We start from the raw sequence: 26,174 nt of genomic DNA, 5'->3' as shown, positions 1-26,174 counted from the left end.
CTTTTGGCAAACCATCGTTTTTTCTTATATTTTCAATTTTAAACTCAACTTCTTCCGTATGGTAAACAAACAACTCCTTAACCCAAAAAGCATCACTGTAATTGGCGCTTCCAACGACTCAAAAAAACCCGGTGGCAATATGCTGAAAAACATTCTTGCTGGAGGGTTTGCGGGAAATCTTTACGCGGTGAATCCAAAGGAAGAAAGAGTTCAGGGCATAAAAAGTTTTTCTGAAGTAATGGAAATTCCCCAAACCGACCTCGCCATTCTTGCCATTCCGGCAAAATATTGTCCCGAAACGGTAAAAATTTTAGCCGAAGAAAAAAATACGAAGGCTTTTATAATCATTTCCGCAGGTTTTGGCGAAGCGGGCGAACAGGGAAAACAATGCGAGCAGCAGATAGTTTCGACGGTCAATTCGGCTAATGGTTGCCTGATTGGCCCAAACTGCATTGGCGTAATTACCGAAAATTACAAAGGCGTTTTTACGGCTCCGGTGCCACCTTTCAATCCAAAAGGTTGCGACCTCATCTCGGGCTCGGGCGCAACGGCGGTTTTTATCATGGAAGCGGGAATGGCCTTGGGCGTTACTTTTGCAAATGTGTTTTCCGTTGGAAATGCAGCCCAAACAGGCGTTGAGGATATTTTGGAATATATGGATGAAAATTTTAATGCCGAAAAAGATCCCTTGATAAAACTGCTGTATCTCGAAACCATTTCCAATCCACAAAAATTGCTAAAACACGCCTCCTCTCTTATAAAAAAAGGGGCAAAAATAGCAGCCATAAAAGCGGGAAGCACCGCAGAAGGCAGTCGCGCCGCAACTTCGCACACCGGAGCAATTGCCAGTAGCGATATGACGGTGCGCGCGCTGTTTCACAAAGCGGGCATTGTTTATTGCAGCAGTAGAGAGCAATTGTTGAGCGTAGCAGCTATTTTCAACTATAAAAAGTTAAAAGGAAAAAACATTGCAATTATAACCCACGCAGGGGGTTCGGCGGTAATGTTGGCAGATCAGCTTTCAAAAGGCGGATTAAAAGTTCCCGAAATTTCAGGTCCCGAAGCAGAAAAATTGAAATCGTTTCTTTATCCCGGTTCTTCAATTGCCAATCCCATAGACTTTTTGGCAACCGGAACCGCCGAGCAGTTGGGCATCATTATAGATTATTGCGAACATAAATTTGATTCTATAGATGCTATGGTCGTAGTTTTTGGTAGTGCAGGCCTCTTTGATGTTGAAAATGTGTACAACGTTTTAAGCGTAAAACTAGAAATTTGCAACAAACCAATTTTCCCGGTTCTACCTTCCGTTGTAAACGCCCAACGCGAAATTCAATCTTTTTTAAAGAAAGGACACATTCATTTTCCAGATGAAGTGGTTTTGGGAAAAGCTCTGGCACAAGTTTATAATACACCCGAGCCGCAATCGCAAAAAATATCTCTCCCAAAAATTGATATTGAAAGTATTAGAAAAATCATCAACACCGCTACTGAAGGCTATCTTTCTCCTAAACAAACCGTAGATTTATTGGATGCAGCAGGAATTCCGCGGGTTCATGAAATTGTAGAAAATTCAAAAGAAAAATTGCTTGCAGCTATGGAAGCAACAGACTTTCCCGTAGTGATGAAAGTGGTTGGCCCACTCCACAAATCGGATGCCCAAGGCGTGGTTTTAAATATTGCCAATAAAGGTGAAGCCGCCGAAACTTTCGATTTATTGATGAAGATAGATTCGGCCACTGCTGTAATGGTGCAGCCTCAATTAGTAGGGCTGGAATTGTTTGTGGGCGTAATGAAGGAACCCGGATTTAACCACACCATTCTTTGCGGTTTGGGCGGAATTTTTATTGAAGTGCTCAATGATGTTTCTGCGGGCTTAAGCCCCATCTCTAAAAACGAGGCCGAAAATATGGTGCAGTCGCTCCGCGGATACAAATTAATTCAAGGCGCACGAGGGAAAAAAGGAGCGAATGAAAAAATATTTATAGATATTATCCAGCGGCTCTCGGCATTGGTCCAAGCTGCCACCGAAATTATTGAAATGGACATCAACCCATTAATTGGCACACAACGCGCCATCACCGCGGTAGATGCGCGAGTGCGGATTGGGAGGTGAGTGGGAATTAATACTTGGACAAGTTGTAACAAGATAATATAGTGTCTTGATGAAAATTGCATAATTCAAATTTTGTACATAAATTTGTACTAATTTTAAAAAATAACCTTATGCAAATTACAACCGTTTCGGACTTTAGAAAGGATATTAAAACGTACTTAGATCGAGTTGTAAAGAACGTTGAAACTTTAATTATTAATCGCGGAAAGGATTCTGGAATAGTAATCATGTCTTTGCAGGAGTACAATTCCTTAATGGCTACAAATCACGAATTGTCTTCTCGAAAGAATGAAAGGAGATTAGATTCTGCAATTGACAAACTTAATAGCGGATCTACTTTTAACAAAGAACTAATCGAAGATTAAAATGAAGTATATTTTTGTCGACGAATCTTGGGAAGATTATCTGTATTGGCAAAAAACCGACAAAAAGAAGTTGAAAAAAATAAATGAAATTCTAAAAGATATCGCTCGAAATCCTTTTGATGGCATTGGAAAACCTGAACCTTTAAAACACAAATACGCTGGCTTCTGGTCTAGGCGAATTGATAGCGAACATAGGCTAATTTATAAATTTAAAGAGGGTGAAATATTAATTGCAAAATGCCGCTTCCATTACGACTGAAAAGTTTTCTTGTCAAAATTATAGTTAAATCATTGTTTCTTTATACTCACTTACAAAAATCTTATAATTCGCTAAATCGCCCAAACTACAATTAACAGTAATCCCAAGAACGCCACCAAAAGTACCTTCCAAAAAGCATTGGCTTTTTTAAGTTCCATAAAGAAAAAAGCAACCCCGATAAATTTTAGAAAAGACAAAGCCAAAATAATTAATGCAACATTAGCCAAATCCAGATTCGCAAAAACTGCAGACAGAATTGTAAGCCCAATTAAAATAAGCCAAGTGATGTTAAAAGTGCGTTCCATTTTTTAGAATAATAAATAAATTATTGGAAAAAGAAGTAGCCAAATCAAATCGCACATATGCCAAAAGGCCGCGCCCGATTCATAATCTTCTACTTTTAGGGTTTCGGGTTTTTTGCTGAGGGTTCTTCCCAAAACAAGCAAAATAATGATGCCCACTACAACGTGAATTAGGTGAAATAGCGTAAGCATCCAATAATAACCAAAGAAGGCATTGTAGCCGATAGTAAGGCCGGCTTCCACTTTATCGTAATATTCCACTCCTTTCAATACCAAGAAAAGTACGCCACCAAGCATGGTTAGCTTTAAAAACAATTTGCTTTTACTAAAATTTCGACGTTTCAAAAAATGAACCGACTGCGCCATGCACCATCCGCTACTAAGTAAAAATACGGTATTTATTGCGCCATAAGCCGTATTGAGCATTAAGCGCGATTCGTGAAATATTTCGGGTTCGGCTTTTGCATTTATCGCCATAAAAACCAATGCAATGCCAAAAGTTACCAGTTCCAAATAAATAACAATCCACAGCAATATGCCGCCTGGTGGGTAAAATATGTTTTTGTAATCTATTGTTGCCGTAGTTTTCATATTAACTTTGGTGTTTTATTTTATCGTACAATTTTACAAGCGATTGCAGCAGTTCTACCGGTGTAGTCAAAATCTGAAAATGGTTCTGCCCAAACATCTGCGGCAAATAATATTTTGCCTGCGCTTCAATGGCCAACGCATACGAATTTATATTCCGCTGGTTCAATTCACGTAGCGCCTGCTTTACATCATTTATGCCGTATTTGCCTTCGTACTTATCGTAATCATTGGGTTTTCCATCTGAAATAAGAATTACCCATTTGTTTTTTGTGTCACGTTTATCCAGCAAAGCACCCGAATGTCGCAATGCCGTACCAATTCGCGTATAACCGCTGGGTTGCAAGGCGCCAACTTTTTGCTTTGCCTTCTGCCACGGCTCATCAAAATTTTTTAAGGTTAAATATGTGCTGTGGTTCCGGGTTTTGGAATGAAAACCGGCAATAGAAAAATCTACGTTGAATTCCTCCAAAATTTCCCCAAAAATGATTGAAACCTGTTTTTCCACATCTATTACCCGATTGTCTGCAGCATAGCCATCGCTGGAAAGGCTGCTGTCCAAAAGCATCAAAATAGAAAGGTCTTTTTCTTTTTTGCGTTTTGAGAGATAGATATTTTCCGAAGGCGTGTGGCCCGAATGAACGTCCACATACAAATCTGTGAGCGCATCAAGGTCAAACTCCTCGCCCTGCAACTGCCTGCGTTGCTGTTGGTATTTATTATTTACCGAAGTAAGCATTTTCCGAAGCCCCATCAAGGTTGTTGCGTGTTCCCTTAAAGTATTTATATAATAATCAGAATCGGTTTCGGTTTGTGTTTGCGGATAAACCTTGCAAAAATCTGTTTTATAAGTGCGTTTGGAATAATCCCATTCGTCATACAAAATGTTGTAGTTGGCATTTTCTATTTCCGCACTTTCAGAAATGGTTGTATTTTCAATAAACTCGGCCTGATAAATAGAATGCGTGGGATCGTCTACCCGCACGGTTTGTTTCATATTTAAATCTTCCAGCGCATTTGCGTGGTCGTCCAGCTCGTCATCGCCATCAAAATCGCGCCAACCGCCTTCCCACTCTTCTGCGGTTTCGGCTTTTTCAAAGTTGTGGGTGAGCACATAATCTTCCTGTGCTTTTTTGTCAACTTCAATAGATTTTATTTCTTCTACCGCATTGGCTTTCAAAATAGTATTTATCTCTTCTTCAATGGCGGTTTTTACTTTTTCTGAAATATTCTGAAGTACTTTTTTCTTTGGTGTTTCAGGCGAATTCGCCATCCATTTCCCATAAATATAGGAATAGTCGGGCGGATTTTTTTCCGAAGCGTTTTTTTCAAAGTGAAGTTTCAGTTCGTTATAAATCTGCTCCGTTCCGGGAAATTGATTAAAAATTTCAGTTAATACTTTTTCAGCATTTTCTTCGGAAATTTGCCGCGCCTCTTCCAAGGTATGCTCCTCGCCCAATTCATAATTAAGCTGAAAGCTTTTTTGAATTGAAAGATATAGCGTCCTAAAAATATAAAAGGCCAGATTTTTTTCCGAAGTATCAAACCCTGAAAATCGTTCGGGCAAAAAGAAAGCGTTGTTTTTATAACCACCCTCCTGCTCTGCCTCAAAAATTTCGATGGGATGACCGGTTACGGCACGTGCCATCAAAGTGAGCCGAGGCTTTATTTCACAAAGTTTTACGGTGTGCGCAATTGCTTCCTTAGCACTTTTTTTTCTGCGCTTTAGAAATTTTGCAACCTTGGCAAAGATAAACTCATCGGGTTCGAACATGGTTTTTTCTTAAATCATCAAATCGCACAGATCTGTTAGTGCTTGGGTAATTTCAAGATCATCGGTCAATGGTTCCACAATTGCCACTTTTACGGAAAGTCGTTTGGGAAGACCGCTGTTTATAAGCATTGCCGCATCTACCAACAAACGGGTGGAGACGGTTTCGGTAAGTCCCAATTCAGTTAGATTGCGAATTTTATTGGCAATGTTTACCAATTTTTTGGAGGTGTCTTTGTCCAAACCAGTTTCCGTGTGCACAATTTCGGTTTCATCCTTTGCAGTGGGATATTGAAACGAAAGTGCCACAAAACGTTGGCGGGTAGAAGGTTTCAGCTCTTTAAAACCCTTTTGATATCCTGGATTAAAGGAAGCCACGAGCATAAAATCCGGATGGGCTTCTACGGTAATGCCCAGTTTGTCTATATACAATTCCTTTCTGTGATCTGTGAGTGAATGTATCGCAACCACAACGTCTGGGCGAGCTTCGGCGATTTCATCTAAATATAGAATTGCACCTTCTTTTACCGCTTTGGTCAACGGCCCGTCCACCCAAATAGTTTCGGCGCCTTTGATTATATAGCGGCCAATAAGGTCTGTGGAAGAAGTTTCCTCATGACAGGAAACCGTTAAAAGCGACTGCTCCAATTGATGCGCCATAAAATCTACAAACCTGGTTTTTCCAGTTCCCGTGGGGCCTTTCAGCAAAATGGGCAATTTGTTTTTAAACGCGTGCTGAAAAACTTCAACTTCGCGATCTATGGGTTTGTAAAAGGGTATGGTTCTATAAGAAACCTTCGTTTCTGATCTTATGATATTAGTATCTATTGTGGACATAATTTTCTCTTCTTAAAATAGCTATTTAAAAGGTCTGAAAAACGGTTCTTTTTGGAAAGAAACTTTAAGTGTTTTACGTGAAGTTGAACTTTCCAGGCGTTTTTAGGTATAAGAGCGTAACCGAATTCAGACCCTTTATCAATTATAAATATTCGTGTTCAGCTTTTTCCAAAGCTTCATCTGTTGGACGACCGTGTTTGTAAAAGTCATAGATATAGGTTAAAATTCCCACGGCAAATAAACTGGCGCAGATAATCAACACTACAAAATGGATGCTAATTTCCTTTTGAACTGCCATAAATTCCATGCCAAATTTTCGTTCCAAATAAACCTGTGCTACGCCCGCTACACCAAAAGCCATCGTCATTCCTATCATTCCAATATTTGATGTCCAGAACGCCACGCGGCCACGTATGCCGTCATAATACTTACGCCCTGTCATATTCGGCAAACTATAGCTTATAATTGCTAAAACAATCATTGCATAAGCTCCCCAAAAGGCCAAGTGTCCGTGCATTGCAGTTACCAAGGTTCCGTGTGTATAAAGGTTTGTTTGTGGCAGCGTGTGTGCAAACCCTAAAAGTCCTGCGCCCACAAACGATACAATTGCGGCACCCAACGTCCAGAATAAGGCAATTTTATTAGGGTGTTTTTTCTCTCCTTTGCGGTACATATTTACCGCAAAAAGTGCCATTGCAAGGAAGGCCAAAGGTTCCAAGGCCGAGAAAATTCCACCAACGATCAGCCAGATTTTATTTACACCAATATAATAGTAGTGGTGGCCGGTGCCCAGTACTCCAGAAAGAAAGGTTAGGCCGACGATTACATAAAGCCATTTTTCAATAACTTCTCGGTCAACTCCCGTAAGTTTAATTAATAGGAATGCCAGAATACCGCCCATAATAAGTTCCCAAACGCCTTCAACCCAAAGATGAACTACCCACCAGCGAAAAAAGCTGTCGGTTACCTGACTGTCAAACGGCAACATTCCGGGAATGTATAATAATGCCGCAAATAGCAGCCCCATTGTGAGCACTAATGCTGTGGTAGTTTTTCGTTTTCCTTTAAAAAGTGTCAGAAGTATTAATGCTAAAAACAGCAGCACGTTTAAAACTACCAAATAGTCAAGCTGCCGCGGAATTTCCAAAAATTTACGGCCTTCCCACCAGTTAAAGTGATAGCCCACAATTGCGGCCACGCCAACCGCCGCAAGTGAAATAAGCTGTACATACGCCAACTTTACACTTACGAGTTCGCGCTGGGCCTCTTCAGGAATAATATAGTAAGCAGCCCCCATAAACCCGGAGAGCAACCAAACCACCAAGAGATTGGTGTGAACGGCACGCGCCGTATTAAAAGGAATAAATTCGTGAAGCCCATCCATCCCGATACGGGCAAAACCCATAATAAAACCATAGGTTATTTGAAGTACGAGTAACAGCATTGAAAGTGCGAAAAACCAATAAGCTACTTTTTGAGATTTATATTTCATAATATTAATTTTCAGATTGGTTATTAAGTAATTGTTTGTCTTTCGCTAAAGGCGATACTATGCGGTCAAAACCATTTAAGTCTATTTCGCCAATCCAATTGAAAAATGCGATGACGTCATCGGCCTCTTCGGCCGTGAAACCATAAGCCACCATTTTTCTACCGTTTGGCTCCCAAGGCACGGGCGACATAAGAATTGCTTTTATTAGACCTTCGCCTCTACGTTCAACAACTTTGGTAAGTTCAGGGGCATAATAGCCACCTTCGCCGAGAATGGTGTGGCAACCCATGCAGTTGTTCTCCTCCCAGATAACCTTACCGCGTACTACTTGTTCGGTAATGTTTTCATAGTTGGTCTGGTCGTTTCCATCGCTAAAGGAGTAAATGGTAAGACCAATAAAAATCAGGAATGTTACGAGCGTTCCACCGAGGAAAAATGCCCGCGCTTGTTGTTTGGATAGCATATTGGTTGGTTTTAAGTTACATATTAAGACTAAAATATCTTAATAGCAAAATAAAAACATTCACTAAAAATTATTTATGACCATTGTCATATTTGGAGTGGATTTTCACAATTTTTTAAGAAGTAATCAACAGCAACGGCAAACATCCCACGCCAAAATAATTTTAAAAAACAAACCAGTTTAGGCTACTCAAAGCCGCATTATTCTAATAAGCCGAATTTACTTAATCCCACTATCCCAACTGCAACTGAGAATCACGAACTTTTAAAATTTCAACTTTGGCAAAATCTAAATCCCTTTTAAATTTTATAGCATTGTCCAAAATATAATTTATCGTCAAGTTTTGATAGTGTTCAATGCCATCCAATAGATTCTGGCTAAATTTATCCCAAGATTTATAGTCGCGCACAGTAGGCGAAGTAACGCCCTCTATCTCTTTTTTTAGAAAGTCAATATATAGTCTAAGTTCAGTGACAAATAATGCAGCGCGATTGGGCTTTTGCATAATATCCGCTCTACCGTAAATATGATCTGTCATCTCGCGGAGGCTGGTGGTTTTAGAGAAGTTTATAATATTTGGCCCCGGACAAATAGTAACGGCAGTTAATTTTTTTAGAAAAGACACCTCGTAAAGCGCTGGTGCCGCGTTGCTTAACCCAATACAAAGACATTCTTTACTTAACACGTCTTCTACTTGTTTATCATAATCCTGTTTTGAGATATTTAAAGTCTTTAACTGCGCTAATTTTAGTTTTTGATACTTGGAAGAAGCTGTACAAATTGGAGTTTTTGTAAATTCAGTATTAGATTCCAATAGCTTTTCTGTACACGGACTACCGGGTTTATCCTTTCCAATTCTGTTTAAACGTTCCGTTTCTGCGGTGGTGCCCCTTAAATAATTAAATTCAACTCCCAATGGCGAGGCTTTACTTCTAACCACATCGTTTTCTTTAGATTTTGCCAATAGCTCCAAGGTTTTCTCATCTACAGTAGTAGCTTCAGGACACAGTAAAAATGGCGTTCCCCACCCAGTACCATCTACGTTGTAATACTTTTTTAGCAATGTATCTTCTTCGCTGGTTCCAATTCCACCCTGTACGGTAATCCTTATCGGATGTGGTTTGCCAAAACAGGGCTTCCCTTTTGCCTTAATTGCGGGGTTATAAAGTTCAAATAGGCTATCCTGCAATTCTTGCTTCTTTTCCTTAAATTCTTGAAGAATCGGCCCCATAAGCAAACCCTGTGTGGCAAAAACGTGACCGCCACAATTTAAGCCCGATTCAATTCTAAATTCACTTACCCAAATTCCCTTTTTAGCCAAGTATTTACCTTGAATCAATGCCGAACGGTAATCGCTTACCTTAATAATTACCTTTTTATAAAAACCACCCAATTTATAAGCATCAAACGCTGTAAAGCCTTCCATATAATTGTACAAACGCGGATTCATTCCCGCCGACAGCACAACGGCCGAATTGCCTAAATTGCAATCTGCGTATCCCTTTAAGGCCGTAATAGCATCCGATCCGTTTTCAATAGGTTCTTTGTTTTTGTCTAGTTGGTCCTTATCTACCTTGGTCATAATATTAACCTCAATAGCACCGGGAACCAAACTTTCCCGTAGCAATTTTTCGGCATTCTGCTTTTCTGTGCTATCAGAAAGCGAAAACCACTCATGGTATTTTTCCTTCAACACACTACTATCTGGAAGCATTTCAAAATATTTCACAATATCAGAACCAGTTTCAAAAGCTGAATGTTTTAACCGCTCCATTTTAGAGGTTACAATTCGCTGCATTAAATTTAAATAATCGGTAATGCGTCTCGCCCGCGAATCCGGTTCCTTTTCTGAAATAGGCACATAGGGCTCGTTATTTTGCTGGTAGTAGTATTTTCGCATTACCTCTATTAAATTATCTTCAATAATAGAAAGCGTACTATTTATACCAAAATGAGCAACTTTTATAGGCGAATCAATGGTAAAAGCAATTCCCATTACGGGAATATGAAAACTGTGTGGACTGGTAGTCTGCATTAAAAAAATATTAGGATTGAAAATGCGGTAAAGAAAAGCTATCTAAAAACACCATTTTATGATAAAAATCATAAATAATACATTTTAGTCTTTTATGTTGTTGTTTTTAAAAACACATTCAACTATTCCTTGGTAAAAAAGCTAAATAATACCCAATAAATCATCGTGTTATCTATTTTTGTTTAACTTTGCTTAGTTTTTATTAAACAAGAATATCGCTACAATGAAATATTTCATCTTTATTCTAATACTATTTCAAGGAATGAACACTAAAATAATTTTCGATTTTAATAAAGAGTCAAATCTTCAAGTTTGGATTATTGTTGACGATGCGGTAATGGGCGGTAAATCAACAAGTGAGATTAAACTGAACGCCAATGGTTTTGGGGTTTTTAAAGGACAGGTATCCGTGGCAAATAATGGCGGATTTTCATCGGTTCGTTATCAATTCAACAAATTGAACGTCGCAAAATACTCGAAAATCAGAATTAGGTTGAAAGGAGATGGTAAAGATTATCAGTTTAGAATTAAGGATAATGCAGATAGTTACTACTCCTATATCGCTACATTTTCAACTGCCAACACGTGGGAAAATATAGAAATAGGTTTAAAAAATATGTATCCCTCTTTAAGGGGAAGAAAACTGGACATTCCAAATTTTTCACATAACTATATAGAACAAATTGCATTTCTGATCGCTAATAAAAAAGATGAAAACTTTGAACTTTTAATTGATACAATCGAACTAATATAAATCAAACGAAAATTATGTTTAATATATTCAACAGAAAATCCAAGGCCGAAAAACTACATGCTCAGTACAAAAAATTAATGGAAGAATCTTTTAAACTGTCCACAACCAACAGAAAACTCAGTGACAGTAAAGTTTCAGAAGCCGAAGCAGTTTTACAGCAAATAGAGCTACTTAAAAAGAATTCGTAATTATTAGACGATTTCATTTTAACACACGGCCCTAAAAACAAATACAAGAAATTTATTGGTTTACTAAAAATCCTTCCGTTTTGCAATTCGCCAAATAAAGAAGGTAGGCACAACCACCCAAACAATTAGCATTACAAACGATAAAATTAGTCCGAAATTTGTTCCAAAAAACTTCTGAAATACGGCTCCGGTATATCCTAAAAGTGCCGAAATATCCAGCTTTAAAAGTATCAATACCCGCGATAAATCTACTGGGTTTAGCATCGTGGCAATTAGGGAAAATTTATCTAACGGATAATCTTCAAAATACAATAACGACATTAAAAAGATACCGTCGTAGATTACCGCCATAAACAACCAAAGTAAGATAGCGTACCCAAACCCCTTTATTTTGTTTTCGTTGGAAAGCGCGATTACAAAGGCCAAAGCGGTAAAAATAAAGGTTAAAAATGCCCCCGTTACTAGCAATAGTGAAAAGTCCCAAATGGCGTTACTGTTAAAAATTCCGTAGAAAACAAATGGCATTCCCAAGCCTATCACCAAACTCATTGATAAAGAGGTTGCAACTCCAAAATACTGACCCAAAAAAATGGAGCTTCGTTTTACGGGTTGCGCCAAAAGCAGTTCGGTAAATTCGCGGGAATTGTAATAATACATCACCCCGAAAATAGTCCCAATAAGCGGCACCAAAATAATGATTACGTTCATTAACGTTATAACTGCTTTTGAAAGGTCGTTGTTAAGAAACAACAACACGATGCCAAGCAGTAAATAGAACAGAAAATATACGTAGCTCCAGCGGCTTCGCATTAAATCGTAAAAACTGTATTTTAATATTTTAAGCATAACTAGCAGATAAAATGGAGGCTATAGCGTGTTCAAAATCGGGTTGTTCGGTTTTCGCTTTTAATTCTGGGATACTTCCCTTAAAATAAATTTTTCCTTCCAACAGAAAAACTATCTCGTCGGCAATTTCTTCCACAAAACTCAAAATATGCGAGGTTACCAAAATTGTTTTCCCTTTTTCCTTTTCGGCAAAAATTAAGTTTTTTAGCCGCAAATGCGAAATAGGATCGAGGCCGCTGGTAGGTTCGTCAAGAATTATTAACGGACTGTCAAACATAAAAGTAAGCACTAGGTTTACTTTTTGTTTTGTTCCTCCGGAGAGGTTTACCAATCGTTTATTAAGGAAGGGTTGCAGCTTAAAAAGTTCAATTAGCTCTTCGTCTTTAGTTGCCTCGGAAGCCCTTAAATCCTTTATCATGGCAATAAGTTCATTCACTTTTAGGTTGCCGGGAAAGTTTGCAATCTGCGGTAGGTAATCTATCTTTTCGCGATATTTAAAATTGTTTCTCAACGACTTTCCATTAATGAAAATTTCACCCGAATCTGGCAAAACCATACCTAAAATAGCTTTAATAAGTGTGGTTTTTCCCGATCCGTTAGGCCCGAGAATGGAAAAAATACCGCCTTCTTTTATAGCGAGGTCGATGCCCTTAAGCACTTCGTTCTTACCGAATTTTTTATATAAATCCCTAATTTCTATCATGAGCTATTTGTTTCATTCTTGGATTTTCATCCATTAAATCATCCGGTGTAAATACCGGGGAAACTTTTTCCGAAAAATCTATAATATCTATAAATAAGCTTCGCATTAAAATAATGGTTTCCGGAGTGCGGTTTACTATATATGAAAACAGTTTTACCGGACGATACGCCACATCGCCAATGCCGTTCTTGTCTAAATCGTACCCCGTATAATTGCTCCAATAATTGTTGTTAAATTTATTGTTGTTTATCCGCCCGTTGTATGATATATCGAAAGAGTTATAAAGAAAATTATTATCAATAACGTGGTTTTCGTAGCATGCGCCCTTCACTTTTATTGCGTAGCCATTACTGGTAAAATCGTTATTTGCGTATTGCAAACGGTTGCTCCCCTCTACAGTTATACCTACCGTATTTTCAAAAAACAGGTTGTTTTTAATGTTGGCATCGTTTACTTCCTTTAACAATAACCCATAGGCTGCGGTGCCCCAGTTTTTCTTTATAATATTGTTTTCAACTTCCATAAACTTTGAAAACATTAAAGCTATTCCGGCGCCGTTGGTTTCAAAAACATTATTGATTACATAATTGTTATTGCTAAACATAAAATGAAGCCCATAGCGCACATTATTTTTACTGAAATTATCCTTGATTGAAATTTCATCTGAAAATTCAAGATAGATTCCGTCGCGCACCCGCTGCACATCATTTCCGCGAACTTCTACATTTTTACAATACCAAAGATGAATTGCATTTCCTGAATTAAATTCGGTTACCGCCTCTCCCCGCACCTTATTGTTAAGTACTTTGCCATTGTTAGATTTTTGAAGGTAAATTCCGAAGAAAAGCTTTTCGAGTTCTAAATTTTTTATAACAAAACCTTCACTGTTTACCACGCGAACTGCCGCATAATCTGTTGTATAACTAACCCCTACGTTTATAATCTTAAAGCCATCTAAGGTTACGTTATCAGTACCAATGGTAATAATCTCACCCTTCTTCTCCCCGTCAATTGTGGGTAAATTTTCTCCAATTAGAGCAATGCTTTTATTAATTTTTATATTGGCTTCTTTGTATATGCCTTTTTTTACAAAAACGGTATCGCCCTCTTCGGCTTGAAGAATAGCTTCGTTAATAGATTTTACAGGGCAGGTAGCACAAACCGTTATTGTTTTAGACCACATGGATGCTGTGGAAAACAATAAAATTAAAAAGAAGAATATGTTGTGATTATTTTTCAAAACGATGACAAAATTACGCTTTACGAACTCATTCGCTATCGCGGAAATTTAAAAAATTTGAAGATACTTAAATTAATGATGATTCCGGTACTTTAAATCTACAGTCGTGGAAAACAGTACAATAAAAAGGATGCTAAAAATTGATTTCGGGAAAATAAAAAGTTGAGCAACCCGTTAAAAACCGCCGAAGTGATTTTTATGATTTTACAATTTTAAATATTCTTGTATTTCCTTCCAAGTGTATATTTTACCGCTAAATTCTTCCAGGGCTTTTTGTCCGTTCTCTGTATTTTTAAACGCCGATAGATTTGCTCCCATTGGACTTTGCAGTTGTTCACTCACCAAATAGCTAGCTTCTGTCGCATTAATCAACTCGCCCGGTTGGTAAAAATCTGCCACTAGTTGGTGCGCCATTTCGGTGTCTTTAAACTCATCCTGTAACGAATGGACCATACATTCTATGGCGTCGTACTTAAAAGCTTTTCCTTTTGCAGTAACCATTTGTGAGGCGTGCTGTTTATCTACAATAGTCATATTGCAGTAGTGGCACACGTCTGAGCCGTAATTTATAGGTTGTGGTTTTACTGTACAGGCTGTAAAGAGTACTAAAATAACCAAGAGTTGTATAATTTTCATATTTCCAAAATTTTAAAAGGTTTTCACCTTCAGGCATTACAAAATTCTTTCAACGTTTTATAAAGCCTCCTTCTTCTAAAAAAGAAGAAGGAGTATTTATTTAGGCTTTACTTTTTTTATATTCCTTTTTTCCTACAAAAAAGGCCACCACGGTAAGAATCATTCCAACAAATATCATATACGCACCGGTTCCAGGCCAGGAATCTACATCAAAATTCAACATTTTTTGATACCCTAATAATGGTGGTTTATAGGTCATTGGCGTACCGTCAAGGTTTTCTAATTTCATAATAGCCTTAGGGTCTAGATCTGTTCCGTAATCTATAAGCCATAAGTTAAAGTCGTACATTCCCAGAATTCCGAGAACAGACATTAATACGAACCAACCGAGGAACCATTTGTAACTTACTTTTCCCAAAAATCCAAGAATTCCAATAAGTACCCCAAGGGCCACCATTGCTCCAATTACTTTTGGAAAAACGCTAAACTCCCACATATCTTCCACTTTTGGAATGGTTTTCATTCCAATATAATGGTTAAGGCCGTCAATATTCTGAATATCAAATTCTTCAACACCTTGTATTCCTTCAATATAAATATCCATTCCCAAAGGATCTGGATATTGGGGCGCACCTAGCATTATATTCCACAATGGGAATTTAAAAAGACCCAATAGTAGCAAGGACCCAATTATCATTATAATTCCTGCTTTTTTCATTTTGTTTGAATTTAAAATCTTAAACGTCAGTATGGTTGGTTTGTAGTTTAAGTATTTGTGCAGATTGTGTAGTTGTTGATTTTTATTTTGAACAAATTGTTCGTCAAATTTTTAAAAAAGACGGGGGAAATCAACAACCCCCGTCTTTACTGAAAATACTATTAATCACTAATTAAGTATTTTCACAACTAAAAACATCCTATTAATCTTCGCCTAAGCTCCAAGACAATTCAATGTTTGAATCTGCTGGGCTTACACGAATATATCCTTGCATTTCTTGGTGAAGTGCAGAACAGAAATCGGTACAATAGAACGGCCAAACACCTACTTGTTTTGGTTCCCAAAGTAAGGTTTCGGTAGCTCCGGGCATAATCAATAATTCAGCATTATTTGCACCAATTACCGCAAAACCGTGTGGTACATCAAAGTCTTGTTCGTGGTTTGTAATGTGGAAGTACACCTTGTCCCCTACTTTTACACCTTCAATATTATCTGGGTTAAAGTGGCTTCTAATCATATTCATATAAATATGAACATCTTTTCCATCACGCTCTACTCGTACATCGCTATCTTGAAGAACTGCATACTTGTGTTTGTTTTCAGCAAGCTTAAAGATTTTTGTTGAATTTGGCGCAACCAATTCGGCTGGAATCGCAGCAGCATAGTGAGGTTCCCCGATTGTTGGGAAATCTAACAACAGCTCCATTTTATCGCCCGTAATATCGAACAACTGGGCAGACTGTGTAAGTTCCGGACCTGTGGGTAGGTATCTATCTTTTGTAATCTTGTTTAAGGCAACAAAATACTTACCAAATGGCTTACGCGAATTTCCACCAGGAATCATACCGTGTCCTACAGAATAAAACACTGGCTGACGGTCTAAAACTTCCCAAGTACCCACTTTCCATTTTACTACTTCAGAAGAGATAAAGAATGTGGTATAAGCATTTCCATTACCATCAAATTCGGTATGAAGTGGCCCTAATCCTGGTTGCTTTACTACTCCCGCAAGAATATCCTCAAAGTTTAAGATTGGAATGCCATAAGCTTCTCCATCAAATTTCTTGTTCTCAATAGCATCAAGCATTTTTGTAAAACTGTGAACAGTTAAATCTGCAGAAAGTTTTCCGTTTCCAATAATGTATTCTCCTGTTGGATCAACGTCGCAACCGTGTGGAGATTTAGGAGTTGGTAAAAAATAAACCGCTCCCGGTACATCCATCGGGTTTACTGTTAAAACTTCTTTTAACATAGTTGAAGTAGCCGTGTGTGTATGCTCATCTAATATGTTGTGCGCATAGTTTGCAGGTACTTTTGTACCACCACCGTTGTTTACGTATTCTTCAATTACTTTCCAGTTTACGGCAGCAATAAAATCCTTGTCGTTTTGTGATGCGTTAACTTCCAAAAGGGAGTGGGCTTCTTCGGTATTATAAGTAGTAAAGAAGAACCAACCGTGACTCTTATCACGTCCAGGGTGCGATAAATCGTAATTAAAACCTGGCATCATTAGCTGGAATTTAATTCCCATTCTTCCGGTTTCTTGATCTACATTAATAAACGTTAGGGCACCTTTAAAATTTCCTTTGTACTCGTTAATCGACATATCCTTTTGAGGCACCGGCACAGAGAAACGAGTTCCCGCTACTACATATTCAGTGTTTTCAGTAATAAAAGATGAACTGTGGTTACCCGCACTGTTTGGAATTTCAATGATCTCCTCAGTTTTAAAGCTCTTTAAGCCAATACGTGCAATTCTCGGGGTGTTGTTACCATTTATAAATATCCAACGACCATCCAATACCCCATTGGTTTGTGAAATATCCGGGTGGTGCGAATCGTCCCAAGGCACAAACCCGTACGATGTATTTAACATTGGTTTTGTTTCTTCAGAATAACCCCATCCGTTCTCTGGGTTCTGTGAGAAAACCGGAAGAACTTTAAGTAATCGACCCGATGGCAGTCCGTAAACACCCAGCTGGCCGCTAAATCCACCAGACATAAAGCCGTAAAATTCGTCGTGCTCACCTGGCGCTACATAAACTCGCTCGGCAGCATTTGTAGCCAAACCTCCCTGACCACCTTTCTTGCTCTTTTGGTCTCCCCCATTATTACAGCTCACCAATCCGGCAGCCATAATCAAGGCGATTAAAATATTAATTGTTTTTTTCATTATCCTATTATTTAAATTAAATTGATTTATAATTAATTAGCCGGTACTATTACTTTATCTACTACGTGTACAATTCCGTTTCCAGCATCTACACTGGCCACTATTTTTGCACCGCCTACAAATACATCATCGCCTACAACTTCTACCTTAGCGTCATTGCCATCGGCTTGTCCTACTTTCTTAAATTTCTTTAAAAATTCCTTCGAATAATTTCCTGGAGTTACGTGATGTTTCAGTATAGAAGCTAACTTTTCTTTATTTTCAGGCTTTAATAAATCTTCTACAGTACCCGCTGGCAACGCATTAAAAGCCTCATCGGTAGGCGCAAACACCATCAAAGGTCCCGCATTAACTAATGAATTTTCCAACCCTGCCGCTTGTACAGCTGCTACCAAGGTGGTGTGGTCTGGCGATCCAATAGCGATTTGCAACACATTGGGTGCAGATTCATCATCTTCAATAAACGCTTGTCCTTGATTGCTTGATGAAACTTCGCTTGGTGTGGAACTCTCTACGGAAGCTCCAGTTTCGGTAGTTTTTTCGTTTTTACAAGCTGAAAACAGCAGTACTGCAGCTGAAACAAAAAATAGTTTAATGATTGTTTTCATAGTTGTTTGGTTTTTAACCCTTGCAGGATTTTGCGTCCCGCAAGGGCGGGTTGGTTGCTTAAGTGTATATATTAAAGTGTTCTAAAATATTCCAATACTTGTCTTGCTTCCTCCTCGGTAAGGTGTTGGTTTGCCATTGGCGACCCGTTAAACTCTACTAAAAGAGCTTTTGCTAGCGGATCCTTTTGCGTCATTTCTTCAGGATTTAAAATCATATTCATAATCCATTCTGGAGTACGTCTTTCCAAAATCCCTGTTGGCGCCGGTCCGATAAACTTTTTGTCTGGTTTATGGCAAGCCATACATTTAGACTTAAAAATTTCAGAACCTTTGGAAGCCATAGCATCATCAATGGTAGCAGCGATTTCTACATTCTTAATCGGGCCCACTCCCTTATTCGTTAAATCTATTGTCTGTGATGGTTTTACATCAGAAACTGGTGCTTCCTTTGGGGTTTCAGTCGCCGCTGGTTTTTGGCCAATCTGAATGCCCTCTTTCTTTTTTTCTTCTTTTCCGCCACAGCTAACTAAAATTAGTACTGCTAAAGCGGCCATTGATTTCATTATGTTTTTCATAGTTGTTTGAATTAATTAACAGGACAAAACTAAGGTGAAGGCATTAAATAGAATATGATTTTCGTCATATATCAGACTTATTTGTCCTTGATTAGCTACCCTGCTAAAATGCTGAGGACTTAAAAATTTATACAGCCTAATAATTCCGCATAATGCTAAATTATTTATGATAGAAATCATTTTAAATTTTACACTTATCACGTACTTTTGGGAAAACTGAGACTATGAAAAACATACTTCTGCCAACAGATTTTTCAAAAAATTCAAAGAATGCCATCAGGTATGCGCTACAGTTTTTTAAAGGTGAAACGTGTACTTTCCATATTTTAAACACTCAAAAACCAACAGGCTACCTTACTGCAGATATGCTTTACAGTACGCCGGGTACTTCGGTTTATGACAGTATTCTAAAGGAAAATAAAACAGAACTCGAAAAAATGGTTCGTTTTTGTGAATCTATTTCGGAAAATGAAAACTTCACCTTCATTCCAAATATAGATTTTGATGATATTGAAGCCGCAGTAAACCAAACAGTTGCCAGACACAACATACACCTAATAATCATGGGAACCAACGGCGCCACTGGGGCAAAAGAAGTAATTTTTGGCAGTAATACCATTAAAATTATACGCAATGTAAATTGCCCCGTACTCGTTATTCCGGAAGGATACGCTTTCGAAAAAATAAATTCCGTTTTGCTCTCGCTAAACTATCAAAACGACGTTTTGCAAAAATCGTTCGAAGTTGTATTAAATATCGTAAAAAAGCACAATGCCGCACTTAAGATTCTAGATATTGAAGAAGCAGATATTGTAGTTTCGCCCCAGAAAAACCATACCGAGGCAGTTTTTAAAAAACACGGTTTTGAACGCTATACCATAAAAAACGTGCCAGCACCATTGGCAATAAGTTCATTTGTACAAATAATCCCCATTCAACTGCACGCCATGGTTACCAGACGAAAAAGCTTTTTAGATCGTTTTATTTTTGGCTCGGAAAGTTCAAAAATTAGTTATGCTACCGTCGTGCCGCTTTTGGTACTTCACGAATAAGGTTAAAGCAAATTTACTTTACGATTAATAAATTGTTTTTTTTAAGCGTTTGTACCAAGGTTTTAACGTAATCCCGAATGGTAGATGCAGCTCCAGGAGGATCTACAATGTCTATTTTTCCGCGCCAGATTAAATCGCGTTCCTCGCCGGGACAAAGGCAATACAACGAAGTTTCAGTATTGTAAACTGGATAAGCTTCCATTGGCTCGGGCTGGTAAACCGGTATATTTTCGCTGTAATAATCGCTGAACGATTCAAAGGATTTTGTAAGATTTCGGTACGATTGCCCAATGGTTACCTTACTCTCCTGCCCTGTAATTTTAGAGAGAAGTACCGCATCAAAACCTGCCTCCAAAAGTTGCTTTTCAAGATTGGCAAGATTTTCTTCAGATTGATTAATTGCCAGCGCCGGTAATTTAAAATACTCCGCACTCTTTACGGCAATCACATTTTCGTTGCCCAACGCATTTACCAAACTGTATTCAAACTGCCGTTGCAAACCCTCATCCGGCGTTAAACCCACAACCAAAACCTTATTGGCCCGAAAATTTGGACTTTCTGAATTTATGTATTCATCTACCAAACGGCTGCTGGAACACCCATAAAGCAAAAACAAGGAAGCAATCAAAACAAAAAGTTTTTCCATAGTAGTAAATTAATTAGACCTAGTAACTAGTAACCTTAGGTAAAGATACGTTTCTTCTAAGCAAAATCCTGCATTTCCGAAGCTTGAAACTAGCTTATAACCACTTCTATATTTGTTTATAATAGTGCCACCCATACATCGTTTTCCAAAAAATCTCCAAAATATCCCACCGTAAAGATAAATTATCTATCTTTGTTAACCAAATGGTTAAACCATAAAGTTGAATAATGGCAAAGACAAATAAAAATCAAGATACCGAAGGGCAAATTTTAAATGCCGCAAAAAACGTTTTTCAGAAAAAGGGAATGGACGGCGCCCGAATGCAGGAAATTGCAGATGAAGCCGGCATTAATAAAGCCATGCTCCACTATTATTACCGCAGCAAACAATTGCTTTTTGAAGCTGTTTTCAGCAACGCATTTTCACTTTTGGCACCCCAACTCAACAAGATTTTAAACGACGATTCTTCAATTGAAGACAAGGTGAAAAACTTCACGAGTAACTATATTTCCTTTATATCGAAATATCCCTATTTGCCAAATTTCATAATTCAAGAATTAAACCGAAACCCAAAGTTTTTTGAAAAAATTCAACAAAATGCCGCGTTTCCAACATTGGAAAAATTTAAAAGTCAGGTTGCGGCAGAAGTTGAAGAAGGCATGCTAAAACCCATAGACGGGGAGCAGCTTTTTATCAATATTATTTCGCTGAATATTTTCCCATTCGTCGCAACGCCATTGTTAAAAGGATTTTTAAAAATTGACGATAAAGCGTTTAAACAATTGATGGAACGGCGTAAAACCGAAGTAGCGGAGTTTATTATCAATTCAATTAAAAAATGAAAAAGTTTCTATTTATACTTTTTGCAATCGCTCCCATTTTGGCATTTGCCCAACAAAAGCTCACCTTGGAAGAGTGCTATGTTTTAGCGGAAAAAAATTATCCGTTGGCTAAACAGATGGCTTTATTGGAAGAAAAAACAAACTCTGAAATTAAGGTTTTGGAAAAGGAAAAACTGCCAAAACTAGATTTAAACGCACAAGCAACCTATCAATCTGACGTGATTGAATTTCCTTTGCAAATACCAAATTCAACCGTAATACCGCCAAACAAAGACCAATACCGCGCCACGTTAGATGCAAACCAATTAATTTATAACGGCGGAAACATCGCGGCAAACACAAGATTAAAAACTGCCCAATTAGCAACCCAGCAACAGCAAGTTGCCGTAAATCTGTACACTTTAAAATCGCGAGTAAATCAAAATTATTTTAATGTGTTGCTTTTTCAAGAACGGGAAAAATTGCTTCTTTCAAAATTGGAAGAGCTCGATTCGCGCCTAAAGGAAGTGAATACGGGTGTGAAATACGGCGCCGTTCTCCCCGCTTCCGAACAAGTGTTGAAAGCAGAGCAGCTAAAGTTGGAGCAGCAGATTTCGCAGATCAATTTCGATAGAAAAAAAGCACTCAACAACCTAGCTTTGTTGCTTTCCCAAAACTTAAACAGTAATACAACCCTGGCAAATCCAGACATTTTGGTCGCCCAGGAAATCGAAACGCAACGTCCCGAGTTGGAACTTTTCGACTTACAGGAAACGCAGCTGGAAACTTCAAAAGAAGTGATTTCAAAAAGTAATTTCCCAAAACTTTTGGGTTTTGCGCAGGCTGGCTACGGCAATCCGGGGCTGAACATGCTGGACAATTCATTTCAAGATTTTTATATGGTTGGATTGAAATTGCATTGGAATATTTTCGATTGGGGAAAAACAAAGGAGCAAAAACAAACGCTCGATATTTCAAAAGAAATAGTTTCTACCGAAAAAGAAACCTTTTTGCTGAACAACCAAATGCGACAAAAAGAAGCCGAAAACGACATTGAAAAATATGATAAAATGTTACTAAAAGACACTCAAATAATTGCGTTGCGCGAAAAGGTTTTGGAAGCCACGACTTCGCAATTGCAAAATGGCACCATCACTTCTTCAGAATATATAACAGAACTAAACAATCTGTACGAAGCGAAAATTGACGAACAATTGCACAAAATACAACTGTCGCTGGCAAAGGCGAATTATAAAGTAATTAAAGGAGGTTTCAATTAAATAGTTACGATGAAAAATATAAAAATATTGTTTTTGGCAGGCTTAATAGGAAGCATCTACTCCTGCTCCAACGGCGAAAAAGCCGATGGCTACGGCAACTTTGAAGCTACTGAAATTACAATTTCTTCGGAAGCAAACGGAAAACTCGAATTTCTAAATTTAGAAGAAGGTCAGGTTATAAAACAAGGAACCGTAGTGGGACTGGTTGATACACTTCAGCTTTATTTAAACAAACAACAATTGCTTGCTCAAAAAGAAACAGTGGCATCTAAATCGGGTGGCGTTTGGTCGCAAGTAAGCGTCTTAAACCAACAATTGCAAACGGCAAAAACCGAGCAAGAGCGCATTCAAAATATGTTTACTGAAAAGGCCGCAACACAACGCCAATTAGATCAGGCCAACAATCAAGTGGACGTTTTAAAAAAGCAAATTAAGAATGTAGAAACCCAAAACGCACCTATTGTTAATGAGGTAAAAACCATTGAAGCAAAAGTGGCACAAATCAATGATCAGATTATTAAAAGTAAAGTTACAAACCCCATAAAAGGTACGGTTTTAACAAAATATACCGAACCTGGCGAAATTGTTTCCTTCGGAAAACCGCTGTACAAAATCGCCAATATGGAGGAAATGACGCTACGGGTTTATATAAGTGAAACGCAGCTTTCATACATTAAAATTGCGCAGCAAGTAACCGTAAAAATAGATGCTGGCGAAGAAATGAAAGATTACGAAGGAACAATAAGTTGGATTTCCGCTTCGGCAGAATTCACCCCAAAAATAATTCAAACTAAAGAAGAACGAGTAAACCTTGTTTACGCAGTAAAGGTTACCGTAAAAAATGACGGTAGCCTAAAAATTGGAATGCCTGCGGAGATGTGGGTTGATAGTCGGTAGTCAGTTGTCTGTTGTCGGTTGTCTGTTGTCGGTTGTCTGTTGGCGGTTGTCTGTTGTCGGTTGTCTGTTGGCGGTAGAAAAAATGGAAAAATTATGAAAACAGTTGAATTTATATTATATGTTTCTAATCAAGTGCGGAGTACTGAATTTTACGAAAAATTGCTTGGTTTAACTCCGACTTTGAATGTGCCAGGAATGACGGAATTCAACCTCTCGGAAACCGTGCAGCTGGGGTTGATGCCGGAGAGCGGGATTTCGAACATTATTTGCCCGGCAATGCCGCATCCCAAAACCGCCAATGGTATTCCGCGCTGCGAACTATATTTAAAAGTAACAAATCCCGCCGATTATTTAAAACGTGGAATCGAGATGGGCGCAAAAAATATCAGTGAATTACAAACCCGCGATTGGGGCGATACCGTGGGATATATAGCAGATCTGGATGGTCATATAATTGCTTTCGCCAAAACAAAAATAAACGCTAAACTATAAACACTTAAATATTTTACATTATGAAAAAAACAATCTTATCATTAGCAATCATTTCAGCAGTATTAGTAAGCTGTAACGACACAAAACACAAACACGAAAGTACCGATGCGGTTAAAACCACCGAAGAAACCCACGAACACCATATGGAAGAAATGGCTGCCGAAACCCATGCAATAAACAATGCTTGGGTAGATGAAATAAAACTAGACAACGGCAGCAAATGGGAAGCCAATGTGGAAACCACCGAAGGCGTTGACAAAATGCTGAACATGGTTAAAACCAGCGAAACAAATACTGTTGATGACTATCATAATTTGGCGTCAAAACTAAACGAGGTAAAAAACTTTGTTGTCAAAGAATGTACAATGGAAGGTCCTTCACACGATAACTTACATGTTTTCTTACACCCACTTATCGAAAAAATTGAAGCTTTGGGAAAAGTGTCAACCACAGATGAAGGCTCTGAAATTACAGCGAGCATCAAAGAAAACCTAGAAGGCTACTACAACTACTTTATGTAGTATAAAACAAAAGCGTCAACGGCGCAAGCCATTTTATTGCATCGGATTTTAATTCTGATGGAAACAGTGGCCACTCTTTATTACAGATGAGTATACAGTTAAACCATATCAGTAAATCCTATAAAAAGGTAAAAGCAGTCCAGAACATTTCATTCACTGTGGCGCCAGGCGAACTTTTTGGATTAATTGGCCCCGATGGCGCAGGAAAAACTACCATCTTCAGGATTTTAACAACCCTGTTAATTCCTGATGAAGGTGGTGCTTCTGTCGCAGGATTTGATGTAGTAAAAAACTATAAGGCAATTAGAAACGCCGTGGGTTATATGCCGGGGCGGTTTTCACTTTATCAAGATTTAACGGTGGAGGAAAACCTAACGTTTTTCGCTACAATTTTCGGAACTACCATTGAGGAAAACTACGATTTAATCGAAGAAATATATGTTCAAATCGCCCCATTTAAAGACCGACGTGCAGGAAAACTATCGGGCGGAATGAAGCAGAAACTCGCCCTTTGCTGCGCATTAATTCACAAGCCTAAAGTTCTTTTTTTAGATGAACCCACCACCGGCGTTGACCCAGTTTCGCGGAAAGAGTTTTGGGAAATGCTAAAACGCTTGCAGAAAAAAGGAATTACCATTTTGGTTTCAACGCCATATATGGACGAAGCTGCATTATGCGACAGAATTGCCTTGATACAGCAAGGCGAAATATTAGAGATTGACACCCCCGAGGCCATTGTAAACAAATTCCCAAAAACCATTTACAATGTGGGCGCCGATAATATGTACAAACTAATTCAAACGCTTCAAAATTACGAACATTTGTACAGTGTATTTCCGTTTGGAGAGTTTGTGCATTACACAGATAAAAGGAATTCTTTTAAAGTAACCGATCTAAAGTCACATTTAGAAAAGGCAGGTTTAACAAGCATTAGCATAGAAATAACCCAACCCAATATTGAAGATGCCTTTATGGAATTAGCAAAATAATGACGACGCAAAATGTAATAGTAGCCGAAGAATTAACAAAGGCTTTTGGCGATTTTAAAGCTGTAAATGCAATCAGTTTTCAAGTCAAAAAAGGTGAAATCTTTGGATTTTTAGGTGCCAATGGCGCTGGAAAAACAACAGCAATAAAAATGCTGATAGGAATTTCCAAGCCATCTTCAGGTCAAGCAAATGTTGCAGGTTTTGATGTTTATACACAAACCGAATCCATTAAAAAAAACATTGGTTATATGAGCCAGAAATTTGCACTTTATGACGATTTAACGGTAAAGGAAAACATCACATTTTTTGGTGGGATTTACGGCCTGTCGAGAAAAAAAATACGGGAGAAAAGAGAGCAATTAGTTTCGGAATTGGGTTTGGAAAACATCAGCAATAAATTGGTCGGCTCTCTGCCTTTGGGCTGGAAACAAAAACTTTCCTTTTCGGTTTCACTTTTACACGACCCAAAGATTGTTTTTTTAGACGAACCCACCGGTGGCGTAGATCCCATAACCCGCAGACAATTTTGGGAAATGATCTACAAAGCAGCAGACCAGGGCACCACAATTTTCGTAACCACGCATTACATGGACGAAGCCGAATACTGCGACCGCGTTTCAATAATGGTAGATGGAAAAATAGAAGCTTTGAACACCCCGAAAAAACTGAAAGAACAATATAAAGTAGCATCGATGAATGATGTGTTTCTGAAGCTTGCGAGAAATATTGAATAAGATTAGAAAAATCCTTCTGTCATTTCGAGCGCAGTCGAGAACTTTAAAATTCGGATTTGTCAATTAGGTCTCG

General features: G+C 38.3%; 29 protein-coding genes. 13 read left to right on the top strand and 16 right to left on the bottom strand.

What is annotated here, in order from left to right:
• The first annotated feature begins 58 nt into the window (after nt 1–58).
• From QCQ61_RS10455 to QCQ61_RS10445, 3 genes are all read left to right on the top strand, one after another.
• Entirely contained in the window at nt 59–2,116 is a 2,058-nt protein-coding gene (locus QCQ61_RS10455) for an acetate--CoA ligase family protein (protein WP_279447597.1), read from the top strand.
• 110 nt (nt 2,117–2,226) lie between these two features.
• On the top strand, nt 2,227–2,481 hold the full coding sequence (locus tag QCQ61_RS10450; RefSeq protein ID WP_279447596.1) for a type II toxin-antitoxin system Phd/YefM family antitoxin: 255 nt from the start codon (nt 2,227–2,229) through the stop codon (nt 2,479–2,481).
• Between the two features lies 1 nt (nt 2,482).
• Nucleotides 2,483–2,740: a Txe/YoeB family addiction module toxin gene (locus QCQ61_RS10445; protein WP_279447595.1), complete on the top strand. Its 258-nt coding sequence runs from the start codon at nt 2,483–2,485 to the stop codon at nt 2,738–2,740.
• Between the two features lie 71 nt (nt 2,741–2,811).
• Here the strand turns inward: QCQ61_RS10445 and QCQ61_RS10440 are convergent, their stop codons facing one another.
• The 7 genes from QCQ61_RS10440 to QCQ61_RS10410 all read right to left on the bottom strand — a co-directional run bounded on the left by QCQ61_RS10440 (nt 2,812) and on the right by QCQ61_RS10410 (nt 10,228).
• On the bottom strand, nt 2,812–3,045 hold the full coding sequence (locus QCQ61_RS10440) for a cytochrome C oxidase subunit IV family protein (RefSeq protein WP_279447594.1): 234 nt from the start codon (nt 3,043–3,045) through the stop codon (nt 2,812–2,814).
• 3 nt (nt 3,046–3,048) lie between these two features.
• On the bottom strand, nt 3,049–3,633 hold the full coding sequence (locus QCQ61_RS10435) for a cytochrome c oxidase subunit 3 (RefSeq protein WP_279447593.1): 585 nt from the start codon (nt 3,631–3,633) through the stop codon (nt 3,049–3,051).
• Nucleotide 3,634: 1 nt separating this feature from the next.
• Nucleotides 3,635–5,404, bottom strand: a complete 1,770-nt coding sequence (locus QCQ61_RS10430) for a nitric oxide reductase activation protein NorD (protein ID WP_279447592.1) — start codon at nt 5,402–5,404, stop codon at nt 3,635–3,637.
• 9 nt (nt 5,405–5,413) lie between these two features.
• Nucleotides 5,414–6,238, bottom strand: coding sequence for a CbbQ/NirQ/NorQ/GpvN family protein (locus tag QCQ61_RS10425; RefSeq protein WP_279447591.1), 825 nt, complete (start codon nt 6,236–6,238; stop codon nt 5,414–5,416).
• Nucleotides 6,239–6,380: 142 nt separating this feature from the next.
• The gene (locus QCQ61_RS10420) at nt 6,381–7,730 is read right to left on the bottom strand and encodes a cbb3-type cytochrome c oxidase subunit I (RefSeq protein WP_279447590.1); all 1,350 of its coding nucleotides are present in this window, start codon (nt 7,728–7,730) and stop codon (nt 6,381–6,383) included.
• 4 nt (nt 7,731–7,734) lie between these two features.
• Nucleotides 7,735–8,193: a c-type cytochrome gene (locus tag QCQ61_RS10415; RefSeq protein ID WP_279447589.1), complete on the bottom strand. Its 459-nt coding sequence runs from the start codon at nt 8,191–8,193 to the stop codon at nt 7,735–7,737.
• A 232-nt stretch (nt 8,194–8,425) separates the two neighbouring features.
• Complete coding sequence (locus tag QCQ61_RS10410; RefSeq protein WP_279447588.1) at nt 8,426–10,228, bottom strand: hypothetical protein; 1,803 nt, start codon at nt 10,226–10,228, stop codon at nt 8,426–8,428.
• A gap of 223 nt (nt 10,229–10,451) precedes the next feature.
• Here QCQ61_RS10410 and QCQ61_RS10405 point away from each other — a divergent pair, with 223 nt between their 5' ends.
• Both QCQ61_RS10405 and QCQ61_RS10400 read left to right on the top strand, forming a co-directional pair.
• The gene (locus QCQ61_RS10405; protein ID WP_279447587.1) at nt 10,452–10,982 is read left to right on the top strand and encodes a CIA30 family protein; all 531 of its coding nucleotides are present in this window, start codon (nt 10,452–10,454) and stop codon (nt 10,980–10,982) included.
• Between the two features lie 14 nt (nt 10,983–10,996).
• A complete protein-coding gene (locus QCQ61_RS10400; RefSeq protein ID WP_279447586.1) occupies nt 10,997–11,170 on the top strand; it encodes a Lacal_2735 family protein in 174 nt (57 codons plus the stop codon).
• 63 nt (nt 11,171–11,233) lie between these two features.
• On the opposite strand, the gene QCQ61_RS10395 is transcribed toward QCQ61_RS10400, so the two are convergent.
• The 8 genes from QCQ61_RS10395 to QCQ61_RS10360 form a co-directional block, all read right to left on the bottom strand.
• Nucleotides 11,234–12,016, bottom strand: a complete 783-nt coding sequence (locus QCQ61_RS10395; RefSeq protein ID WP_279447585.1) for an ABC transporter permease — start codon at nt 12,014–12,016, stop codon at nt 11,234–11,236.
• Nucleotides 12,009–12,719 carry an ABC transporter ATP-binding protein gene (locus QCQ61_RS10390; protein WP_279447583.1) on the bottom strand — a complete coding sequence of 237 codons (711 nt, stop codon included), beginning with the start codon at nt 12,717–12,719 and terminating at the stop codon, nt 12,009–12,011. Before QCQ61_RS10390 ends, QCQ61_RS10395 begins: the two co-directional genes overlap by 8 nt.
• Entirely contained in the window at nt 12,706–13,902 is a 1,197-nt protein-coding gene (locus QCQ61_RS10385) for a nitrous oxide reductase family maturation protein NosD (RefSeq protein WP_279447582.1), read from the bottom strand. Before QCQ61_RS10385 ends, QCQ61_RS10390 begins: the two co-directional genes overlap by 14 nt.
• A gap of 261 nt (nt 13,903–14,163) precedes the next feature.
• Nucleotides 14,164–14,595: a nitrous oxide reductase accessory protein NosL gene (locus QCQ61_RS10380; protein ID WP_279447581.1), complete on the bottom strand. Its 432-nt coding sequence runs from the start codon at nt 14,593–14,595 to the stop codon at nt 14,164–14,166.
• Nucleotides 14,596–14,695: 100 nt separating this feature from the next.
• On the bottom strand, nt 14,696–15,313 hold the full coding sequence (locus QCQ61_RS10375; RefSeq protein ID WP_279447580.1) for a hypothetical protein: 618 nt from the start codon (nt 15,311–15,313) through the stop codon (nt 14,696–14,698).
• Nucleotides 15,314–15,515: 202 nt separating this feature from the next.
• Nucleotides 15,516–17,486: a Sec-dependent nitrous-oxide reductase gene (gene nosZ, locus QCQ61_RS10370; protein ID WP_279447579.1), complete on the bottom strand. Its 1,971-nt coding sequence runs from the start codon at nt 17,484–17,486 to the stop codon at nt 15,516–15,518.
• A gap of 32 nt (nt 17,487–17,518) precedes the next feature.
• Nucleotides 17,519–18,094, bottom strand: coding sequence for a fasciclin domain-containing protein (locus QCQ61_RS10365; protein WP_279447578.1), 576 nt, complete (start codon nt 18,092–18,094; stop codon nt 17,519–17,521).
• A gap of 71 nt (nt 18,095–18,165) precedes the next feature.
• The gene (locus QCQ61_RS10360; RefSeq protein ID WP_279447577.1) at nt 18,166–18,669 is read right to left on the bottom strand and encodes a c-type cytochrome; all 504 of its coding nucleotides are present in this window, start codon (nt 18,667–18,669) and stop codon (nt 18,166–18,168) included.
• A gap of 224 nt (nt 18,670–18,893) precedes the next feature.
• Here QCQ61_RS10360 and QCQ61_RS10355 point away from each other — a divergent pair, with 224 nt between their 5' ends.
• Nucleotides 18,894–19,721, top strand: a complete 828-nt coding sequence (locus tag QCQ61_RS10355; protein ID WP_279447575.1) for a universal stress protein — start codon at nt 18,894–18,896, stop codon at nt 19,719–19,721.
• A 13-nt stretch (nt 19,722–19,734) separates the two neighbouring features.
• Here QCQ61_RS10355 and QCQ61_RS10350 read toward each other — a convergent pair whose 3' ends face one another.
• On the bottom strand, nt 19,735–20,367 hold the full coding sequence (locus QCQ61_RS10350; RefSeq protein ID WP_279447574.1) for a putative periplasmic lipoprotein: 633 nt from the start codon (nt 20,365–20,367) through the stop codon (nt 19,735–19,737).
• 227 nt (nt 20,368–20,594) lie between these two features.
• Between QCQ61_RS10350 and QCQ61_RS10345 the strand changes: the two genes are divergently transcribed.
• The 7 genes from QCQ61_RS10345 (at nt 20,595) to QCQ61_RS10315 (ending at nt 26,101) form a co-directional block, all read left to right on the top strand.
• Nucleotides 20,595–21,209 carry a TetR/AcrR family transcriptional regulator gene (locus QCQ61_RS10345; RefSeq protein ID WP_279447573.1) on the top strand — a complete coding sequence of 205 codons (615 nt, stop codon included), beginning with the start codon at nt 20,595–20,597 and terminating at the stop codon, nt 21,207–21,209.
• Nucleotides 21,206–22,468, top strand: a complete 1,263-nt coding sequence (locus QCQ61_RS10340; RefSeq protein WP_279447572.1) for a TolC family protein — start codon at nt 21,206–21,208, stop codon at nt 22,466–22,468. The genes QCQ61_RS10345 and QCQ61_RS10340 overlap by 4 nt, the downstream gene beginning before the upstream one ends.
• Before the next feature lie 9 nt (nt 22,469–22,477).
• Nucleotides 22,478–23,365 carry an HlyD family secretion protein gene (locus QCQ61_RS10335; RefSeq protein ID WP_279447571.1) on the top strand — a complete coding sequence of 296 codons (888 nt, stop codon included), beginning with the start codon at nt 22,478–22,480 and terminating at the stop codon, nt 23,363–23,365.
• Between the two features lie 93 nt (nt 23,366–23,458).
• Nucleotides 23,459–23,857, top strand: a complete 399-nt coding sequence (locus QCQ61_RS10330) for a VOC family protein (RefSeq protein WP_279447570.1) — start codon at nt 23,459–23,461, stop codon at nt 23,855–23,857.
• 20 nt (nt 23,858–23,877) lie between these two features.
• The gene (locus tag QCQ61_RS10325; protein ID WP_279447569.1) at nt 23,878–24,378 is read left to right on the top strand and encodes a hypothetical protein; all 501 of its coding nucleotides are present in this window, start codon (nt 23,878–23,880) and stop codon (nt 24,376–24,378) included.
• Nucleotides 24,379–24,464: 86 nt separating this feature from the next.
• On the top strand, nt 24,465–25,367 hold the full coding sequence (locus tag QCQ61_RS10320; RefSeq protein WP_279447568.1) for an ABC transporter ATP-binding protein: 903 nt from the start codon (nt 24,465–24,467) through the stop codon (nt 25,365–25,367).
• Entirely contained in the window at nt 25,367–26,101 is a 735-nt protein-coding gene (locus QCQ61_RS10315) for an ABC transporter ATP-binding protein (RefSeq protein WP_279447567.1), read from the top strand. The genes QCQ61_RS10320 and QCQ61_RS10315 overlap by 1 nt, the downstream gene beginning before the upstream one ends.
• Nucleotides 26,102–26,174 lie beyond the last annotated feature (73 nt).

It is taken from the genome of Aequorivita marisscotiae (assembly GCF_029814825.1).
Classification (GTDB): domain Bacteria; phylum Bacteroidota; class Bacteroidia; order Flavobacteriales; family Flavobacteriaceae; genus Aequorivita; species Aequorivita marisscotiae.
Note: the sequence above shows the minus strand (reverse complement) of the source record. Positions and strands in the feature narration are given on the sequence as shown.

What these genes read in the sequence shown, in the direction of transcription:
- QCQ61_RS10455 (WP_279447597.1), top strand. Translation starts at nt 59, where the DNA reads ATGGTAAACAAACAACTCCTTAACCCAAAAAGCATCACTGTAATTGGC.
- QCQ61_RS10450 (WP_279447596.1), top strand. Translation starts at nt 2,227, where the DNA reads ATGCAAATTACAACCGTTTCGGACTTTAGAAAGGATATTAAAACGTAC.
- QCQ61_RS10445 (WP_279447595.1), top strand. Translation starts at nt 2,483, where the DNA reads ATGAAGTATATTTTTGTCGACGAATCTTGGGAAGATTATCTGTATTGG.
- QCQ61_RS10440 (WP_279447594.1), bottom strand. Translation starts at nt 3,045, where the DNA reads ATGGAACGCACTTTTAACATCACTTGGCTTATTTTAATTGGGCTTACA.
- QCQ61_RS10435 (WP_279447593.1), bottom strand. Translation starts at nt 3,633, where the DNA reads ATGAAAACTACGGCAACAATAGATTACAAAAACATATTTTACCCACCA.
- QCQ61_RS10430 (WP_279447592.1), bottom strand. Translation starts at nt 5,404, where the DNA reads ATGTTCGAACCCGATGAGTTTATCTTTGCCAAGGTTGCAAAATTTCTA.
- QCQ61_RS10425 (WP_279447591.1), bottom strand. Translation starts at nt 6,238, where the DNA reads ATGTCCACAATAGATACTAATATCATAAGATCAGAAACGAAGGTTTCT.
- QCQ61_RS10420 (WP_279447590.1), bottom strand. Translation starts at nt 7,730, where the DNA reads ATGAAATATAAATCTCAAAAAGTAGCTTATTGGTTTTTCGCACTTTCA.
- QCQ61_RS10415 (WP_279447589.1), bottom strand. Translation starts at nt 8,193, where the DNA reads ATGCTATCCAAACAACAAGCGCGGGCATTTTTCCTCGGTGGAACGCTC.
- QCQ61_RS10410 (WP_279447588.1), bottom strand. Translation starts at nt 10,228, where the DNA reads ATGCAGACTACCAGTCCACACAGTTTTCATATTCCCGTAATGGGAATT.
- QCQ61_RS10405 (WP_279447587.1), top strand. Translation starts at nt 10,452, where the DNA reads ATGAAATATTTCATCTTTATTCTAATACTATTTCAAGGAATGAACACT.
- QCQ61_RS10400 (WP_279447586.1), top strand. Translation starts at nt 10,997, where the DNA reads ATGTTTAATATATTCAACAGAAAATCCAAGGCCGAAAAACTACATGCT.
- QCQ61_RS10395 (WP_279447585.1), bottom strand. Translation starts at nt 12,016, where the DNA reads ATGCTTAAAATATTAAAATACAGTTTTTACGATTTAATGCGAAGCCGC.
- QCQ61_RS10390 (WP_279447583.1), bottom strand. Translation starts at nt 12,719, where the DNA reads ATGATAGAAATTAGGGATTTATATAAAAAATTCGGTAAGAACGAAGTG.
- QCQ61_RS10385 (WP_279447582.1), bottom strand. Translation starts at nt 13,902, where the DNA reads ATGTGGTCTAAAACAATAACGGTTTGTGCTACCTGCCCTGTAAAATCT.
- QCQ61_RS10380 (WP_279447581.1), bottom strand. Translation starts at nt 14,595, where the DNA reads ATGAAAATTATACAACTCTTGGTTATTTTAGTACTCTTTACAGCCTGT.
- QCQ61_RS10375 (WP_279447580.1), bottom strand. Translation starts at nt 15,313, where the DNA reads ATGAAAAAAGCAGGAATTATAATGATAATTGGGTCCTTGCTACTATTG.
- nosZ (WP_279447579.1), bottom strand. Translation starts at nt 17,486, where the DNA reads ATGAAAAAAACAATTAATATTTTAATCGCCTTGATTATGGCTGCCGGA.
- QCQ61_RS10365 (WP_279447578.1), bottom strand. Translation starts at nt 18,094, where the DNA reads ATGAAAACAATCATTAAACTATTTTTTGTTTCAGCTGCAGTACTGCTG.
- QCQ61_RS10360 (WP_279447577.1), bottom strand. Translation starts at nt 18,669, where the DNA reads ATGAAAAACATAATGAAATCAATGGCCGCTTTAGCAGTACTAATTTTA.
- QCQ61_RS10355 (WP_279447575.1), top strand. Translation starts at nt 18,894, where the DNA reads ATGAAAAACATACTTCTGCCAACAGATTTTTCAAAAAATTCAAAGAAT.
- QCQ61_RS10350 (WP_279447574.1), bottom strand. Translation starts at nt 20,367, where the DNA reads ATGGAAAAACTTTTTGTTTTGATTGCTTCCTTGTTTTTGCTTTATGGG.
- QCQ61_RS10345 (WP_279447573.1), top strand. Translation starts at nt 20,595, where the DNA reads ATGGCAAAGACAAATAAAAATCAAGATACCGAAGGGCAAATTTTAAAT.
- QCQ61_RS10340 (WP_279447572.1), top strand. Translation starts at nt 21,206, where the DNA reads ATGAAAAAGTTTCTATTTATACTTTTTGCAATCGCTCCCATTTTGGCA.
- QCQ61_RS10335 (WP_279447571.1), top strand. Translation starts at nt 22,478, where the DNA reads ATGAAAAATATAAAAATATTGTTTTTGGCAGGCTTAATAGGAAGCATC.
- QCQ61_RS10330 (WP_279447570.1), top strand. Translation starts at nt 23,459, where the DNA reads ATGAAAACAGTTGAATTTATATTATATGTTTCTAATCAAGTGCGGAGT.
- QCQ61_RS10325 (WP_279447569.1), top strand. Translation starts at nt 23,878, where the DNA reads ATGAAAAAAACAATCTTATCATTAGCAATCATTTCAGCAGTATTAGTA.
- QCQ61_RS10320 (WP_279447568.1), top strand. Translation starts at nt 24,465, where the DNA reads ATGAGTATACAGTTAAACCATATCAGTAAATCCTATAAAAAGGTAAAA.
- QCQ61_RS10315 (WP_279447567.1), top strand. Translation starts at nt 25,367, where the DNA reads ATGACGACGCAAAATGTAATAGTAGCCGAAGAATTAACAAAGGCTTTT.